We start from the raw sequence: 15,473 nt of genomic DNA, 5'->3' as shown, positions 1-15,473 counted from the left end.
CGTGCGAACCGGACTGCGGGCCCCCACCCGGGCCCGCAGTCCGGTTCGCACGCGGAGCCCCACTCCGGGCCGCTCGCGGAGCCCTACTCCGGGCCGCACGCGGACCCCCGCTCGGATTCGCACGCAGAACCCCACGCCGGATCCCACGCCGGATCCCACGCCGGATCCCATGCCGGGTCTCCCGCAGGGCCTCACTCCGGGGCCGGGTTCGCGCGCTCCCCGGGCGGTGCCCAGGGGGCGCCCACGCAGCCGTCCTCGCCGAGACGGCCCGGACGCGTCCCGATCGTGGCGGCCACGCTGGTCGCCGCCGCCGCGGCGCTCGCCCTGGTCGCGATGATCGTCGTGAACCACCAGGGGGACACCTGGTCCCGTTACAAGACCAGCTCCGCCGCGCCGCTCACGTTCGAGTACCCCGGCGACTGGACCGTGCGCACCCACCAGGACCTGTTCGCGGTGGCCTCGCCGCATGCCACCGAGTTCGAGAAGTTGTTCGTCGCCGGCCCCTCCGCCGACTGGTCGACGGTCTCGGAGATCGTCGCCGACGAGCCCGACAGCGCCTCCGGTCTGTACGTCCAGGTCTCCGACACGCTCGACGCCGGCGGCACCTCCGAGCAGATGAAGGCCAAGATGGACGCCCTGCTGCCGGGCCAGGTCGACGTCGGCAGACCCGTGCCGGACCAGGCCGGCAACAGCCCCGCGACCCGCTTCGACGGCGCGCTGCGCGACCCGGTCACCGGCACCAGGCTCGGTTTCGTCAGCTACGTGATCGACCGCGAGCCGAAGACCATGCTCGTCATGTACTTCTGCGCCAAGGCCACCTGCGACGACGCCACCCAGGCGCGCATCAGGCAGAGCGTCCACGTGTCCTGAGGGCCGCTCCGTCTCATCATTCGGGAGGCTTTTGCGAAGCATGCCGGGCGTGTGTGTATATTTTTCGCCTGAAAGCGGTAGAAGCAGGAGATCTTTCATGCATGCGTTCCCCCGGGTGTTGTTCGACGAAGCCCACAACGAGTCGTGGACCGTCCGGCGCGAGGTGGCCGAGGCCATCAACCCGGCCCATCCCGACGACAACAGCTACGCGCGCGCGGCCGGACTGCTGCGGCACCTGGGGCACACGGTCACGGCGCACACGTCCGGAGCGCTAGGCCCTGAGGTGCTGGCGGACCAGGACGTCCTCGTCATCGCGCACCCGTCGGGAGAGCGGTGGGAGCGGACGACCGGCCAGGGCAGCCCCGTCCTCACCGCCGCCGAGCTGGACGCCGTCCAGTCCTTCGTCGCGGCGGGCGGCGGCCTCGTGGTGCTGGCCGAGGAGGAGCAGGACAAGTACGGCAACAACCTGAACGAGCTGCTCGCACGGTTCGGGGTGGGCGTCGGGCACACCACCGTGCGCGACCCGAAGCGCGCGCACCGGGACGTGGCCACGTGGGTGCTGGCCGAGCCCGCCACGTCGGGCGGGCTGCTCGCCGGAGTCAGGACCGCCTGCTTCTACCGTTCCGGCACGCTCACGCCGGCCGGCGGGGGCGGGCACGCCGGGACCGCCGAGGGTGTGGTGCCGCAAACGGGCGCGACCGTGTTGTTCGCGACCTCGCCGAGCGCCGACCCCGCGGGCGCGCCGCTGGCCCTCACGCTCCGGTACGGTCAGGGCCGCGTCGTCGTGTTCGCCGACTCCGACCTGTTCGGCGACGACTCCATCGACGACTACGACCACCGCACGCTCTGGGGGAACGTCGTCACCTGGGCCGCCCGCGTCCCGGCGCCCGGCGCGGACGGCTCCGCGCGTGAGGAGGGCCGTGGCGGCAGGGCGGCGGTGTTCGGCAGGCTCAAGGAGGCCGTCGAGGAGCTCAGGCCGCTGCAGGTCAAGGACGGTTCGGTGCCGGCGGAGTCGAAGGCCAGGGCCGGCGAGCTGATCGAGGCGATCGCGGGGCACCTGGGCGAAATTTCGCCATATTTCCCCCATGACGCCGCCTACCTCCAGGCCGTGCAGGCCGACCTGGCCAAGTGGGCCGAGCAGGGCCTCGGCGTGCCCGACTTCCTCGACTCGCTCGACCTGTTCCACCCCGACACCCAGCGCGAGGACGGTCTGGAACACGTCGTGGTCTTCCCCATGTACACCCAGAACGGCAACCCGAACCGCAACCTCGAAGCCGTCTGGATCCGTACGATCTGGCCCGGCTGGCTGGCCGACCTGGAGGCGGGCGGCTACGACAACCCGATGTTCGTGCCGATCGCGTTCGAGGACTTCACCTCCGGCTACGACACCCACTCCGCCGTGCTGTTCCCCGAGACGGTCGCGGTGCGCAGGGCGCCCGAGCGGTTCACGTGGGGCGGGATCTTCGCCGACCGGGAGGCCGCCAGGTTCCGGCGGGTGTCCAGGGCCGCGACCGAGACGCTCCGGCTGGACCTGCCGCCCGACGCCGCCAGGCTGCTGGAGTCGCAGCGGCTGGCGCAGGACACGTTCGTGTTGTGGGACCTGGTGCACGACCGCACCCACAGCCACGGCGACCTGCCGTTCGACCCGTTCATGATCAAGCAGCGGATGCCGTACTGGCTGTACTCGCTGGAGGAGCTGCGCTGCGACCTGACCGCGTTCGGGGAGGCGGTGAAGCTGGAGGCGCGGGGAGTTCCGTACGCCCGGTACGTGCAGCTCGCGATCCTGTTCGACCGGCTGTTCAGGTTCCCGATCACGGGGGAGCGGGTGCGGAACTACGACGGGCTCGGCGGGCAGTTGCTGTTCGCGTACCTGCACCGCAACGACATCGTGCGCTGGACGGACAACCGGCTCACCATCGCCTGGGAGCGGGTGGCCGACGGCGTGGCCGACCTGCGAGGCGAGGTCGAGAAGCTGTACCGCGACAGCATCGACAGGTCCAAGCTGGCGCACTGGCTGGCGGCGTACGAGCTGGTGAGCGCGTACGTGCCGGCGCACCCGGCCTCGACCTGGGCCCAGGGGATCGAGGCGCTGCCTGAGGAGCAGAAGGCCAAGGTGGACGCGGTGCTGCCGGACGAGTTCCCCCTCAGCATGTTCTACGAGGCGCTCCGCCGTAAGCTGGCCGACGTGGTCGAATCGACTAAGGGACTCCGAGCATGATCATTCTGGTGACCGGGGCCGGAGGGCCCACCGGTGAAGCAGTGACCGGATATTTCCGGAAAAATGGGCACACCGTGATAGGCGTGGACAAGCAGGACGTCGACCTGCTCGACCGCGCCGCCGTACACGACCTGGCCGGCCGGATCGACCGCGAGCACGGGCGCGTGGACGGCGTGGTGCACCTGGTCGGCGGGTGGCGCGGGGGCGGCTCGTTCGCCGACACCGACCTCGGCGACTGGGAGGTGCTGCACGACCTGCTGATCCGCACGCTGCAGCACGTGTCGCTGGCCTTCGAGCCGCTGCTGCGCCGCAGTGACAACGGCCGCTTCGTGATCGTCTCGGCCAAGGCGGCCCAGCACCCGGAGGCGGGCGGCGCCGCCTACGCGGCGGCCAAGGCCGCGGCGGAGGCCTGGACGCTCTCCCTGGCCGACGCGCTCCGCGGCACCTCGAGCGCGGCCACCGTCCTGGTGGTCAAGGCCCTGGTGAACGACGCCATGCGCGCGGCCAAGCCGGACGCGGCGTTCGCCGGCTTCACCGACGTCAACGACCTGGCCGCGGCGGTCGGCAACCTCTACGACCGGCCCGCGGCGGAGATCAACGGCACGCGATGGGACCTGACTTCTTGATTCCCCGGCACGACCCCCAGCTCATCTCGTTCGCCAGCGACAATTACGCCGGCGTGCACCCCGAGATCCTCGAGGCCGTCGCGGCGGCCAACGGCGGACACCAGATCTCCTACGGCGACGACGTCTACACCGAGGCCCTGCAGGACACCTTCCGGCGGCACTTCGGCGAGCGCGCGCAGGCCTGGCCGGTGTTCAACGGCACGGCCGCGAACGTCGTCTCCCTGCGCGCCATGACCGCCCACTGGGAGGCGGCCATCTGCGCCGAGAGCGCCCACATCAACACCGACGAGGGCGGGGCGCCCGAGGTCGCCGGCGGCATCAAGCTGCTGACCGTCCCCACACCCGACGGCAAGCTCACCCCCGAGCTGATCGATCGGCAGGCGTGGGGGTTCGGCGACGTGCACCGGGCCCAGCCACGCGTCGTGTCCCTGTCCAACACCACGGAGCTCGGCACCGTCTACACCCCCGGCGAGATCGCCGCCATCTGCTCCCACGCCCACGACCTCGGCCTGCTCGTCCACCTCGACGGCTCCCGCCTCACCAACGCCGCCGCCGCCCTCGACGTACCGATGCGGGCCCTCACCACGGACGCCGGGGTCGACGTGCTGTCGTTCGGCGGGACCAAGATCGGCCTGCTGTACGGTGAGGCGGTCGTCGTGCTCAACCCCGACGCGGCGCGGGGCGTCGACTACATCCGCAAGACCTTCATGCAGCTGTCGTCGAAGATGCGGTTCGTGTCGGCGCAGTTCGAGGCGCTGCTGGGCGGAGATTTGTGGCTGCGCAACGCCCGCCAGGCCAACGCCATGGGCCGGCGGCTCGCCGAGGCCGTGCGCCCGATCCCGGGAGTGCGCCTGCCGCGCCCCGTCGAGGCCAACGCCGTGTTCGCCGTCCTGCCCAAGGACGTCGTCCTGCGGCTGCAGAAGCGCTTCCGTTTCTACATGTGGAACGAGGCCGTGAACGAGGTGCGCTGGATGTGCGCGTTCGACACCACGGAGGCGGACGTGGACGCCTTCGCCGCCGCCGTCGCCGAGGAAATGGCCGCCGCCTCCTCCTGACCCACCACTCACCACCGCCCCGACCCCACCCGCACCGTCCGGCGCCCACACCGCGGTCCCACCCGCACCGTCCGGCACCCGTACCGTCTCCGAACCGCCCCCATCCGCGCGGGTGGTGGTCGGTGTGGGTGCGGTTCGTGCGGCTCCGGGGTGCGGCCCGGTCCGGGGTGCGGCCCGGTCCGGGGTGCGGGCCGGGACGGGGTCAGGGGCGGAGGGCGAGGCGGGCGGCCTGCCAGCCGCCCATGCCGTGGGCGCCCGGCCCCGGCGGCGTCGATGAGGAGCAGAGGAACACTCCGGGCAGCGGTGTACGCCAGGGCGCGGGCGACCAGACCGGGCGCCGGACGAACTGCCCCAGACTGGCCAGGCCGCCGCTGATGTCGCCCCCGGCCAGGTTGGGGTTGGCCGCCTCCAGAACCGCGGGCCCCATGGCGTGGCGGGCGAGGACGCGGTCGCGGAAGCCCGGGGCGTACCGTTCGATCTGGCTCTCGACGGCGTCCGTCATGTCGACGGCCGAGCCGTTGGGGACGTGGCAGTAGGCCCACAGCGTGTGCCCGCCCCGCGAGGGGTCGGCCGCGTACGGCTGGACGAGCAGCACGTACGGCCGCGGCGAGTGCCGCCCGGCGGCCGTCTCCGCCTCGCTGAGCGCGATCTCCTCCAGCGTCCCGCCCAGGTGCACCGTGCCCGCGCCCGCCACCGCGGGATCCCGCCACGGCACGGGCCCGTCCAGCGCCCAGTCCAGCTTGAACACCCCGGGCCCGGGACGGAAGCGGCGCAGGCGCCGCAGGTAGCCGCCGGGGAGGTCGGCCATCGACATGAGCTGCCGGGGTGTCACGTCGAGCACGATCGTGGGCGCGTCCAGCTCCGCGAGCCGGCGCACGCGGTGGCCGGTGACGGCCTCCCCGCCGAGGGAGCGCAGCTCGGCCACGAGGGCGTCGGCGAGGACCTGCGACCCGCCCCGCACGAGCGGCCAGCCCACCAGGTGGGTCAGGGACGCCAGCAGCAGGCCGTAGCCGGCGGTGATGGGTGAGCGCAGGTCGAGCATGGAGTGGGCGGCCATGCCGGCGATCGCCGCCCGCCCTTCCACGGTGCCGAACGCGCGCCTGGCGAAGGTCGTCGCGGGCAGCGCCCCCATCGCCCCGAACCTGGCCGCCCGCGCGAAGGCGGACGGCGGGACCGTCCACGGTCCGAGCGGTTTGAGCAGCAGCTCCACGAGCGGAAGCCCGGCCCTGGCGGTCGCGCCCACGGTCGCCAGCCACGCGCCCGCGTCGCGCCCGAGCCCTTCGGCGGTGCGGTGGGCGTCGCGGTGCACGAGCACGGCGGGACGGTCGTCGAACGGATGGGCGGCGGCGACCGGCGGATGGGCGAACTCGACGCCCTGGAGCCGGAGCTCGCGGAAGGCGGGGGAGGCCAGCGTCATGGCCATCACCGTCGCGCCGAGGTCGTGCACCCGGCCCGGGAGCGTCAGCTCGCCGGACCGCAGCCCGCCGCCGAACTGGTCGGCGGCTTCGAGCAGCAGCACCCTGCGCCCGGCGCGGGCCAGCAGGACGGCGGCGACGAGCCCGTTGGGCCCGGACCCCACGACGGCGGCGTCGGGGCTCATGGCCCTACCGGGGGGTCAGGATCGACGGGAGGGGCCGCGCGCCCCGCTTCTCGAGCAGCTCCGTCATGAGCTTGATCTCACCGCTCTGGCTGGCGACGATCTTCTGTGCCATGTTGACCACCTCGGACCGGGTGGAGAGCTTGAGCAGGCCCTCGGCCATCTCCACGCCGCCCTCGTGGTGGCGGATCATCAGCTGCAGGAAGAGCACCTCGGCGTCCTTGCCCTGGGCCTGCTTGAGCTTGGTCAGCTGCTCCGGGCTCGCCATGCCGGGCATGACGCCAGGGGCGGCCCCGGGAGCGGCCCCGCCGTGCCCGTGCCCGCGCATCCAGGCCATCGCGGGCTGGTCGGTCGACTGCGTGAGCTCCCACTGCTGCAGCCAGCCCAGGAACATGCCGCGCTGGTTGGCCTGGGTGTTGATGATGTCGAAGGCCAGGCTGTCGATCTCGGGGGCGGGATCTTCGTCCCTGATCGTGAACGCCATGTCGACGGCCTGCGCGTGATGGGTGGCCATGTCGCGGGCGAAACCGGCCTCAGGGGACGTGTCGCCGGGGGTGCCGCCGCGGCCGAACAACAGGAACGCCGCCACGGCCAGCACCAGCACGCCGCCGATGGCGAGAAACGATTTCCGCGCGGGCATTTCCATGGTCAGTACAGCGTACCCACCTGGGGGAGCGGCCGTGATCGGACCCTTATGAAGGTCTTATTACCCGCATACACCCGGAGGGCATAGGGTGACCGGAGTTTGGTACGCCGATGGAGGAACGATGGCCAAGGAGAAGGCGCAGGCGAGGCGCGAGCATCTGGAGAAGATGCGGGCCGAGCAGCGGCGTAAACAGCGCCGCGCAGCGCTGCTCATGTGGGGCACCGGTGGTCTCATTATCGTGGTGCTCGTCGGCGTGGTGGGCTTCTACCTCGTCAAACAGGCCCGTGAGACCTCTCTCGACGCGGTGACCAGCGCGAAATACGAAGGCGGCCAGCACGTGTGGGACAAGGTCTCCTACAAGGAGACACCGCCGGTGGGCGGCCAGCACCACAACAACTGGCAGCAGTGCGCCATCTACGACAAGCCGATCCACAGCGAGCACGGGGTGCACTCGCTGGAACACGGCGCGATCTGGATCACCTACCGGCCCGACCTGCCGAAGGCGCAGCTCGACGCGTTGAAGGGGGTCGCCTCCTCCACGGGCCAGCAGGACTACATGCTGATGAGCCCGTTCCCCAACCTGCCGTCGCCGATCGTCGTCTCGTCGTGGGGCCACCAGCTGAAGCTGGCCGACGCCAACGACCCGAAGCTCGGGGCGTTCATCAAGAAATACCAGAACGGGCCCGACACTCCCGAGCTCGGCGCCACCTGCGGCGGCGAGGCCGCCATCACCACCACGGCCGACCAGGCGCCCCTGCCGCCCGAGCCCACGGGCGACCAGCAGGCGCCGATGGAGACCACCTCCCCGGCGCCCAGCGAGTCCCAGCAGTAAGAGCGCTCAGGCGAGCACGTCCTCCGGCGGCGTCCACTCCAGCGCGTGCGCCTCGGCCACCGGCCGGCTGGTCAGCCGGCCCTCGTGGGTGCTCAGGCCGAGCGCCAGCGCCGGGTCCTGCCGCAGGGCTCGCTGCCAGCCCTGGTCGGCGATGGCCAGCGCGTACGGGAGCGTGACGTTCGTGAGCGCGAACGTCGAGGTGTGCGGCACCGCGCCCGGCATGTTGGCCACGCAGTAGAAGATCGATCCGTGCACCCGGTAGGTGGGCTGCTCGTGCGTGGTCGGGCGGGAGCCGGCGAAGCAGCCGCCCTGGTCGATCGAGATGTCCACCAGCACCGAGCCCGGCTTCATCCGGCTGACCAGGTCGTCGCTCACCAGCGTCGGCGCCTTGGCGCCGGGCACCAGCACGGCCCCGATGACGAGGTCCGCCTCCAGCACCGCGCGCTCGACCTCCAGCGTGTTGGAGGCGATCGTCTGGCAGTGGCCCTGATAGATGAGGTCGGCCTGGCGCAGCTTGTCGATGTTCTTGTCCAGCAGCATCACCTCGGCCTGCATGCCGAGGGCGATGGCGGCGGCGTTCATGCCGGACACCCCCGCTCCGAGCACCACGACGTGCGCCGCCCGCACGCCGGAGACGCCGCCCATCAGCACGCCCCTGCCGCCCTCCGAGCGCATCAGGTGGTAGGCGCCGACCTGCGGCGCCAGCCGGCCGGCGACCTCTGACATGGGCGCGAGCAGCGGCAGCGCGCCGCCGGGCGCCTGTACGGTCTCGTAGGCGACCGCGGTGCAGCCCGAGTCGAGCAGGGCTCGCGTGCACGCCTTGTTCGCGGCCAGATGCAGGTACGTGAACAGCACCTGGCCCTTGCGCAGGCGGTGGTACTCCTCCGGCATCGGCTCCTTGACCTTCATGACCAGGTCGGCCGCGGACCAGAGCTCGTCGGCCTCGGGGACCAGCACGGCGCCCGCCGTGGCGAAGTCGGCGTCGGGGATGGACGAGCCGGCGCCCGCGTCGCGCTCGACGTAGACCTGGTGGCCGTGACGCACGAGCTCGTGCACCCCCGCGGGGGTCAGGGCCACTCGATATTCGCTGTTCTTGACCTCTCGGGGTACACCGACCTTCATAAGACAACTTCTTTCGCCAATATGCTGATTTACCCCCAGTCTTCCTTCTATAGCGGCGAGAAGTGAGGATTGTTCGGCTGATTACCTGCGTGCCGCTCGTCCTCGATAAGCTCACCCGCATCCCGAACATCAGGATGAGGTCGCCATCGATGGACAAACCCGAAGAGCCGCCACCCGCGGACCCGGGAGAGCCGCAGGCCAGCAGGCTCACCACCATCGTGCTGATCGTCTCCCTCGTCCTGGTCGTGCTCGTGGCAGGTGTGCTCGGCACGGTCGCGGTCCTGATGACCCGCAGCCCCGACACCCCGCTGTTAGGGGGCACGCCGCCCAAGCGGCTGTCCGTGCCGATCCACTTCGCCCCCGTCAGGGAGACCAAGCCCGCCCCCTGCCCCGGCGACCCCGCCGTGCTCGACGCCGAGCAGACCACCTGCTACCTCCTTGAGGACGGCGTCACGGTCGGCGCCGTGCAGAGGATCGAGCCGGTGCGCGAGAGAGACGGCCAGTACTCCGTGCGCATCGCCATCGCGCCGGCGTTCAAGGAGCGGCTGGTCCAGCTCATCGACGAGCAGGTGCCCGAGCAGCGGCAGGTCGCCGTCGTGCTGGCCCCGGAGAAGCCCGACGTTCCCAAGACGGTGCTGGCCGCGCCCATCGTCACGCAGCACATGGACGGCGACAGCATGAGCATCGCGGGATACACGAAGGAGGAGGCCGACGCGCTGGTGGCGCGCCTGCTGGGCGGCACGCCGAGCACGACCCCGACCGCCCCGCCGACCGGCCCCGCCTCCAGCGATCCCGTACCCACCGGCCCCGCGTCCACGGGGCCCACCTCCACCGGCGTGCCGTCCCAGCCGTCCACCGGCGCTCCGCGGACGACACGGAGCAGCGGCCCCGGCACGACGCAGACGGGCGCCGCACGCGCCACCGACCGCCGCTACGCGAGCTGCAAGGAGGCCGTGGCCGCCGGCGACGGGCCCTACTACCAGGGCACCCACGCCGAGTACGCCTGGTACACCGACGTCGACCGCAACGGCGTGGCCTGCAACAGCGCCGACCTCCGTCAGCCGAACAGCAACTCGAGCCCGTCGATCGCGAAGTAGGCGAGGAAGACCAGCGAGACGATCCAGAGCAGCCACGGGATCTCGGAGAAGCGGCCCCTTGCCGCCTTGATGAGGGTGTAGACGATCACGCCGGCGCCCACGCCGTTCGTGATCGAATAGGTGAAGGGCATCAGCGCGATCGTCAGGAACGCCGGCACGGCGAGGTCCGGGTCGTCCCAGGGCACGTTCCTGCTCTGCATCATCATCAGCGCCCCGACCAGCACCAGCGCGGGCGCGGCCGCCGCAGCGGGCACCACCGTGGCCAGCGGCGTGAACAGCAGCGTCACCCCTAGCAGCGCCCCGGTCGCCACGCTGGCCAGGCCGGTCCTCGCGCCCTCGCCGACGCCGGCGGCCGACTCCACGAAGACGGTGTTCGCCGAGGAGCTCACCGCGCCGCCCACCATGCCGGCCACGCCGTCCACGGTCAGGATCCGGCCCAGCCGGGGCACCTGCCCGCGCTCGTCGATCAGCCCCGCCTCGTCGCTGACGCCGATGATCGTGCCCATGGCGTCGAAGAAGCCGGACAACACCAGCGTGAACAGCACCACGGTCGCCGTCAGCGCCCCTGCCCTGGCGAAGCCGCCGAACAGGTCGACCGCGCCGACGAGCCCGAAGTCCGGCGCCGAGACCAGCGACTCGGGCACCCGCGGTGCGACCACGCCCCACGCCTGCGGGGGGATGGTGGCCAGCGAGTTCACCAGGACGGCCAGGACGGCGGTGACGGCGATGCTGATGAGGATCGCGGCCGGGGTCCTGCGGACGTACAGGACGATCATCAGGAGCAGGCCGAAGCAGAACATCGCGACCGGCCAGCCCGCGAGGTGGCCGGTGGCGCCGAGTTGCACGGGCGTGCCCTCGCCCGCCGCCACGAACCCGGCGTCCACCAGGCCGATCAGGGCGATGAACAGCCCGATCCCCACGCTGATGGCGTGCTTGAGCGCGAGCGGGATGGCGTTCATGATCAGGGTGCGCAGGCCGGTCACGGCCAGCACGATGATCACCAGGCCTTCCAGCACCACCAGGCCCATGGCCTGGGCCCACGTCATGTGCGGCGCGGCCTGGTAGGCGACGACCGCGTTCAGCCCGAGCCCGGCGGCCAGGCCGAAGGGGGCGTTGCCGACGACGGCCATCAGCAGCGTGGAGACGGCGGCGGCCAGGGCGGTCGAGGTGGTCAGCTCGGCGATGGAGAGCCGGGCGCCCGTGACGTCCCTGGCACCGGCCAGGATGATGGGATTGAGCAGGATGATGTAGGCCATGGCCATGAACGTCGTGATCCCGCCACGCACCTCACGGCCGACGGTGGTCCCCCGCCCGGTGAGCTCGAAGAGCCTGTCGAGCACGCCATCCCCCCAACGATCAGGGGGAATGCCGGGGAATTACCCGGCGGGGGACGAGATCACGCCTGTTCGTGCCGCCCGTGGCCCACCAGGCCGACGAACTCGTCGAGCCCGATCGTCCCGTCGCCGTCGTTGTCGGCGGACTCGATGAACGCCTCGATCTCGCTCTCGGACACGCCCTGCCCGCCCAGCGCCTCGTTGGCCTGGCGGATCTCGGCGGCGGTCAGCAGGCCGTCGCCGTCGGCGTCGAACCGCCGGAACTCAGCCTCGGCCGCCTCACGTGCGTTTGCCATCAGAAACCTCCCCGTTGTTGAACAAGGCGATATCTTCCGGCCTAATCGGAACGCGAGTCAACCGGAGGCCCGTCGCCGCGCGCACCGCCGCCGCGATGGCCGGGGTGGAGGAGAGGGTCGGAGGCTCGCCGGCGCCGCGCAACCCGTACGGCGCCGCAGGGTCCGGATTTTCCAGGATTTTCGTCTGCATGGGCGGCATGTCGAGGATGGTGGGGATCAGGTAGTCGGTGAACGACGGGTTCAGCACGAGGCCGTCGCGGACCTGGATCTCCTCCATCAGCGCCAGCCCCAGCCCCTGCGCGGACCCGCCGTGGATCTGGCCCTCCAGCGCCTGCGGGTTCAGCACCCGGCCCACATCCTGCACGGCCGCCAGCTCGACCACCTTGACCAGGCCCAGCTCCACGTCCACGTCCACGACCGCCCGGTGCACGCAGAGCGCGAGCTGCGTGTGCGAGTCGCCCTGCCCCGTGACCGGATCCATCGGGTACGTGGGGCGGTGCCGGTATTCACGCGTCTCCTCGATCGGCCCGAACCTCTCCAGCGCCTCCCGGGCCGGCAGGCCGTCGAACCGTTTCCGCACGGCCTCGCAGGCGGCCCGCACCGCGCCCCCGGTGACGTACGACTGGCGGGAGGCCGACGACGAGCCGGCCGAGCCGACCGCGGTGTCGGCGGTGGCCACGGTGACGTTGGCGATGCCCAGCTCGGTGCGCGCGATCTGCGCCTGGAGCGTCACCAGACCCTGGCCCACCTCGGCCGCCGCCGTGTGCACGGTGACGTGCGGCTCGCCTCCGACCAGCTCGGCGCGCACCCGGGCCGTGGAATAGTCGTCGAAGCCCTCGGAGAAGCAGATGTTCTTGATCCCGACGCCGTAGCCGACGCCCCGGCGCACCGCCTCGCCGCGGGTGGTCTGCGAGACGCCGCCCGGCAGCGCCCGCAGGTCCGTGGCGGGCGGCCCCTCCGGCAGCGGCATCGACTCCAGGTCGCGCAGCATCCCGGCCAGCGGCGCCGGCGCGTCGATCAGCTGGCCGGTGATGAGGCGCGAGCCCTGCGAGACGGCGTTGCGCACGCGGATCTCGACCGGGGACAGGCCGCACGCCTCGGCCAGGCGGTCCATCTGCGACTCGTACGCGTAGCACGCCTGCACCGCGCCGAACCCGCGCATCGCGCCGCACGGCGGGTTGTTCGTGTAGACGCCGGTGGCGTCCACGCGCACGTTCGGCACCTCGTACGGCCCCACGCCCAGCGAGGCGGCGTTGCCCACGACCGCGGGTGAGGACGAGCAGTAGGCGCCGCCGTCCAGCAGGATGTCGGCCTTGACGTAGACGAGCCGGCCGTCGCGGGTGGCGCCGTGCTCGTAGCGCATCAGGGCAGGATGGCGGTGCACATGGCCGAAGAACGACTCCTCGCGCCCGTAGACGATCTTTACGGGGCGGTTCAGCCGCAGGGCCAGCATGCAGGCGTGCACCTGCATGGACAGGTCCTCGCGCGCGCCGAACGCGCCGCCGACGCCCGACAACGTCAGGCGTACCTTGTCGTGCGGCAGGCCGAGACAGGGGGCGAGCTGGTCGCGGTCCACGTGCAGCCACTGGGTGGCGATGTACAGGTCGACGCCGCCGTCCTCGGCGGGCACCGCCAGCCCCGACTCCGGGCCGAGGAAGGCCTGGTCCTGCATGCCGACCTCGTACTCGCCGGTGACGACGACCTCCGCCTCGAACGTGTCGCCCCGGCGTACCGGCTGGTGGCGGACGACGTCCGTGGCCTGGCGAGGGTCGGTGACGGCCGCGCGGACCTCGTAGTCCACCACGATCGCCGCGGCCGCCCTGCGGGCCGTCTCCGGATGGTCGGCGGCCACCAGCGCCACCGGCTCGCCCTGGTATCGGACCTGGTCGATGGCCAGCACCGGCTGGTCCCTGCGGTCCAGCCCGAAGAACTTGACCCCCGGCACGTCCTCGTGCGTCAGCACCGCCAGCACTCCGTCGATCTTCAGCGCCGGGCCCACGTCGATCGAGCGGATCCACGCCGACGGGTGCGGGCTGCGCAGCGTCACGCCCCACACCATGCCGTCCAGCCACAGGTCGGAGGCGTAGGCGAACTCGCCGGTCACCTTCAGCACGGCGTCCGGCCGCCGCGCGCTCTCACCGACGCCCTGTCCTGCGGTGGTGGTGGTGCTCGCCGTCTCCGTCATCTTCCGAGTAGAGCACCGCCGCCGGTTTCGTCCTATGCGCCGGGCGTCAAATCCGGGTCAGCGGTTGCCCGCACCTCCTTGTATATTCCTCCAAATGCGGATCTCTGACCTGCTGGCCATCGAGGAGCTGCGCCTCACGCTGCTCGCCGGCGACCCCGCCCGCGAGTTCGGCACCGTGCACATCACCGACCTCCCCGAGCCCGGGCGCTACCTGGGCGGCGGTGAGCTGGTCCTGTCCGGGCTCATGTGGTGGCACGAGCCCGGGGACTCGGCCCGCTTCGTGGCCGCGCTGGCCGAGGCCGGCGTCGCCGCGCTCGGGGCCGGGCAGGCCTGGCTCGGCCACGTGCCCGGCGACCTGGTGACGGCCTGCCGGGCCGCCGGGCTGCCCCTGATCGAGGTGCCGACCGAGGTGTCGTTCCGCACGCTGGCCGAGCTGGTCGTGCCCCGCCTGTCCGGCGACGTCCGCGAGGCGCTCGGCAGCCACCGCAGGCTCGTCGCGGCCATGGCCGAGGGCGCCGGCCTGCCCGAGCTGTTCCGGCTGACCGCCGCGGAGCTGGGCGTCACCGGCGCCGTCGTGTCCGCGTCGGGCGAGGTGATCGTCGGCGCGGCCGACGACCCGGCACGCCTCGCGACGGCGTACCTGACGGCGACCCGGCTGCCCGCGCTCGCCGGCGACACCACGATCTTCGCGGTCGGGCGCGGTCACCGGGCCGCGGGCTGGGCGCTGGCCTGCGACGGCGACCTGCTCGGCCGGGCCGACGTCGGCTACGAGCTGGCCGCCTGCGTGGCACTCGAACGCAGCCGGATGGAGGAGGGGCGCAGGGTCGAGCGCCGGTTGATCGAGCAGCTCGTCGCCGCCGCGCTGGCCGAGGCCGACCTGCCCGAGCTGAACGCCGGGCTGCGGACGTGCGGCATCGAGGCGGCGGAGCCGTACACGATCGTGAACGCCACCGTGTCCGGCCAGGGAGCCGCTCCCGGCCCTGCCGCCCTCGGCGGCCAGGTCGTCGAGGAGCTGCTCGGCCGCGAGGCGGTCGCGGCGGTGGTCCCAGCGGTAGACGGGGACGGCGCGGTCGCCGTGGTGCCCCTGCGCGAGCGCACCGCCTCGGAGGTCGCCGACCGGCTGCGCGCCGGCGTGCGGGTGCTGTCCGCCCTGCCGGGCACGCGCGTCTGCGTCGGGCTGAGCGGCGCCCTGACCGGTGCCGCCGCCGTCAAGGGCGGGGTCGAGGAGGCCGGGCACGCCAGACGCCTGGCCGAGGCCCGCGCCGGCGGCGTGGTGACCAGCGACGAGATCTACACGCACGCGCTGCTGCTGGCCACCGTGCCGGTGGACGTGCGCCGCTCGTTCACCGCCCGGCTGCTGGCGCCGCTGCTCGACTACGACCGCACGCACCAGTCGGAGCTGGTGCGCACCCTGCGCGTCTACCTCGACTGCGCCGGCTCGTGGAACGCCTGCGCCGAGCGGCTGCACGTGCACGTCAACACCGTCCGCTACCGCGTCCGCAGGATCGAGGAGCTGACCGGCAGGGACCTGTCGGCGATGGCGGACCGGGTCGACCTCTTCCTCGCGCTCAGGGACGCGGGCCCGCCGAGATAGC

At 72.2% G+C, this 15,473-nt stretch carries 13 protein-coding genes; 7 read left to right on the top strand and 6 right to left on the bottom strand.

Annotated elements, in window-relative coordinates; all coding sequences use genetic code 11:
* The first annotated feature begins 285 nt into the window (after positions 1-285).
* From E1292_RS18435 to E1292_RS18420, 4 genes are all read left to right on the top strand, one after another.
* Complete coding sequence (locus E1292_RS18435; protein ID WP_132596446.1) at positions 286-870, top strand: hypothetical protein; 585 nt, start codon at positions 286-288, stop codon at positions 868-870.
* A gap of 97 nt (positions 871-967) precedes the next feature.
* Positions 968-3,088 carry a DUF6421 family protein gene (locus tag E1292_RS18430; RefSeq protein WP_132596445.1) on the top strand — a complete coding sequence of 707 codons (2,121 nt, stop codon included), beginning with the start codon at positions 968-970 and terminating at the stop codon, positions 3,086-3,088.
* On the top strand, positions 3,085-3,714 hold the full coding sequence (locus tag E1292_RS18425) for an SDR family NAD(P)-dependent oxidoreductase (protein WP_132596444.1): 630 nt from the start codon (positions 3,085-3,087) through the stop codon (positions 3,712-3,714). Before E1292_RS18430 ends, E1292_RS18425 begins: the two co-directional genes overlap by 4 nt.
* Complete coding sequence (locus E1292_RS18420; RefSeq protein ID WP_132596443.1) at positions 3,696-4,769, top strand: threonine aldolase family protein; 1,074 nt, start codon at positions 3,696-3,698, stop codon at positions 4,767-4,769. Before E1292_RS18425 ends, E1292_RS18420 begins: the two co-directional genes overlap by 19 nt.
* A gap of 202 nt (positions 4,770-4,971) precedes the next feature.
* Here the strand turns inward: E1292_RS18420 and E1292_RS18415 are convergent, their stop codons facing one another.
* The gene (locus E1292_RS18415) at positions 4,972-6,369 is read right to left on the bottom strand and encodes a phytoene desaturase family protein (RefSeq protein ID WP_132596442.1); all 1,398 of its coding nucleotides are present in this window, start codon (positions 6,367-6,369) and stop codon (positions 4,972-4,974) included.
* A gap of 4 nt (positions 6,370-6,373) precedes the next feature.
* Entirely contained in the window at positions 6,374-7,006 is a 633-nt protein-coding gene (locus E1292_RS18410; RefSeq protein WP_132596441.1) for a DUF305 domain-containing protein, read from the bottom strand.
* 127 nt (positions 7,007-7,133) lie between these two features.
* Between E1292_RS18410 and E1292_RS18405 the strand changes: the two genes are divergently transcribed.
* Positions 7,134-7,844 (top strand): thioredoxin-like domain-containing protein, encoded by a 711-nt coding sequence (locus tag E1292_RS18405; protein ID WP_132596440.1) that lies wholly within the window; start codon positions 7,134-7,136, stop codon positions 7,842-7,844.
* A gap of 6 nt (positions 7,845-7,850) precedes the next feature.
* Here E1292_RS18405 and ald read toward each other — a convergent pair whose 3' ends face one another.
* A complete protein-coding gene (ald, locus tag E1292_RS18400) occupies positions 7,851-8,966 on the bottom strand; it encodes an alanine dehydrogenase (RefSeq protein ID WP_132596439.1) in 1,116 nt (371 codons plus the stop codon).
* A gap of 149 nt (positions 8,967-9,115) precedes the next feature.
* Between ald and E1292_RS18395 the strand changes: the two genes are divergently transcribed.
* Positions 9,116-10,063, top strand: coding sequence for an excalibur calcium-binding domain-containing protein (locus tag E1292_RS18395; protein ID WP_165974608.1), 948 nt, complete (start codon positions 9,116-9,118; stop codon positions 10,061-10,063).
* On the opposite strand, the gene E1292_RS18390 is transcribed toward E1292_RS18395, so the two are convergent.
* The 3 genes from E1292_RS18390 to E1292_RS18380 are packed head-to-tail and all read right to left on the bottom strand — an operon-like array spanning position 10,024 to position 13,878.
* Positions 10,024-11,403, bottom strand: coding sequence for an NCS2 family permease (locus E1292_RS18390; protein WP_132596437.1), 1,380 nt, complete (start codon positions 11,401-11,403; stop codon positions 10,024-10,026). The genes E1292_RS18395 and E1292_RS18390 overlap by 40 nt on opposite strands.
* 56 nt (positions 11,404-11,459) lie before the next feature.
* On the bottom strand, positions 11,460-11,693 hold the full coding sequence (locus tag E1292_RS18385; protein WP_132596436.1) for an EF-hand domain-containing protein: 234 nt from the start codon (positions 11,691-11,693) through the stop codon (positions 11,460-11,462).
* The gene (locus tag E1292_RS18380; RefSeq protein WP_132596435.1) at positions 11,677-13,878 is read right to left on the bottom strand and encodes a molybdopterin cofactor-binding domain-containing protein; all 2,202 of its coding nucleotides are present in this window, start codon (positions 13,876-13,878) and stop codon (positions 11,677-11,679) included. Before E1292_RS18380 ends, E1292_RS18385 begins: the two co-directional genes overlap by 17 nt.
* Before the next feature lie 94 nt (positions 13,879-13,972).
* Here E1292_RS18380 and E1292_RS18375 point away from each other — a divergent pair, with 94 nt between their 5' ends.
* Complete coding sequence (locus E1292_RS18375; protein ID WP_132596434.1) at positions 13,973-15,472, top strand: helix-turn-helix domain-containing protein; 1,500 nt, start codon at positions 13,973-13,975, stop codon at positions 15,470-15,472.
* The last annotated feature ends 1 nt before the right edge of the window (position 15,473 follow it).

This window comes from Nonomuraea deserti (assembly GCF_004348685.1).
Lineage (GTDB): Bacteria > Actinomycetota > Actinomycetes > Streptosporangiales > Streptosporangiaceae > Nonomuraea > Nonomuraea deserti.
Note: the sequence above shows the minus strand (reverse complement) of the source record. Positions and strands in the feature narration are given on the sequence as shown.

Excerpts from the sequence above, each read along its gene's own strand:
- E1292_RS18430 (WP_132596445.1), top strand. The coding sequence starts at position 968 with ATGCATGCGTTCCCCCGGGTGTTGTTCGACGAAGCCCACAACGAGTCG.
- E1292_RS18385 (WP_132596436.1), bottom strand. The coding sequence starts at position 11,693 with ATGGCAAACGCACGTGAGGCGGCCGAGGCTGAGTTCCGGCGGTTCGAC.
- E1292_RS18375 (WP_132596434.1), top strand. The coding sequence starts at position 13,973 with ATGCGGATCTCTGACCTGCTGGCCATCGAGGAGCTGCGCCTCACGCTG.
- E1292_RS18380 (WP_132596435.1), bottom strand. The coding sequence starts at position 13,878 with ATGACGGAGACGGCGAGCACCACCACCACCGCAGGACAGGGCGTCGGT.
- E1292_RS18410 (WP_132596441.1), bottom strand. The coding sequence starts at position 7,006 with ATGCCCGCGCGGAAATCGTTTCTCGCCATCGGCGGCGTGCTGGTGCTG.
- E1292_RS18425 (WP_132596444.1), top strand. The coding sequence starts at position 3,085 with ATGATCATTCTGGTGACCGGGGCCGGAGGGCCCACCGGTGAAGCAGTG.
- E1292_RS18415 (WP_132596442.1), bottom strand. The coding sequence starts at position 6,369 with ATGAGCCCCGACGCCGCCGTCGTGGGGTCCGGGCCCAACGGGCTCGTC.
- E1292_RS18395 (WP_165974608.1), top strand. The coding sequence starts at position 9,116 with ATGGACAAACCCGAAGAGCCGCCACCCGCGGACCCGGGAGAGCCGCAG.
- E1292_RS18420 (WP_132596443.1), top strand. The coding sequence starts at position 3,696 with ATGGGACCTGACTTCTTGATTCCCCGGCACGACCCCCAGCTCATCTCG.
- ald (WP_132596439.1), bottom strand. The coding sequence starts at position 8,966 with ATGAAGGTCGGTGTACCCCGAGAGGTCAAGAACAGCGAATATCGAGTG.
- E1292_RS18405 (WP_132596440.1), top strand. The coding sequence starts at position 7,134 with ATGGCCAAGGAGAAGGCGCAGGCGAGGCGCGAGCATCTGGAGAAGATG.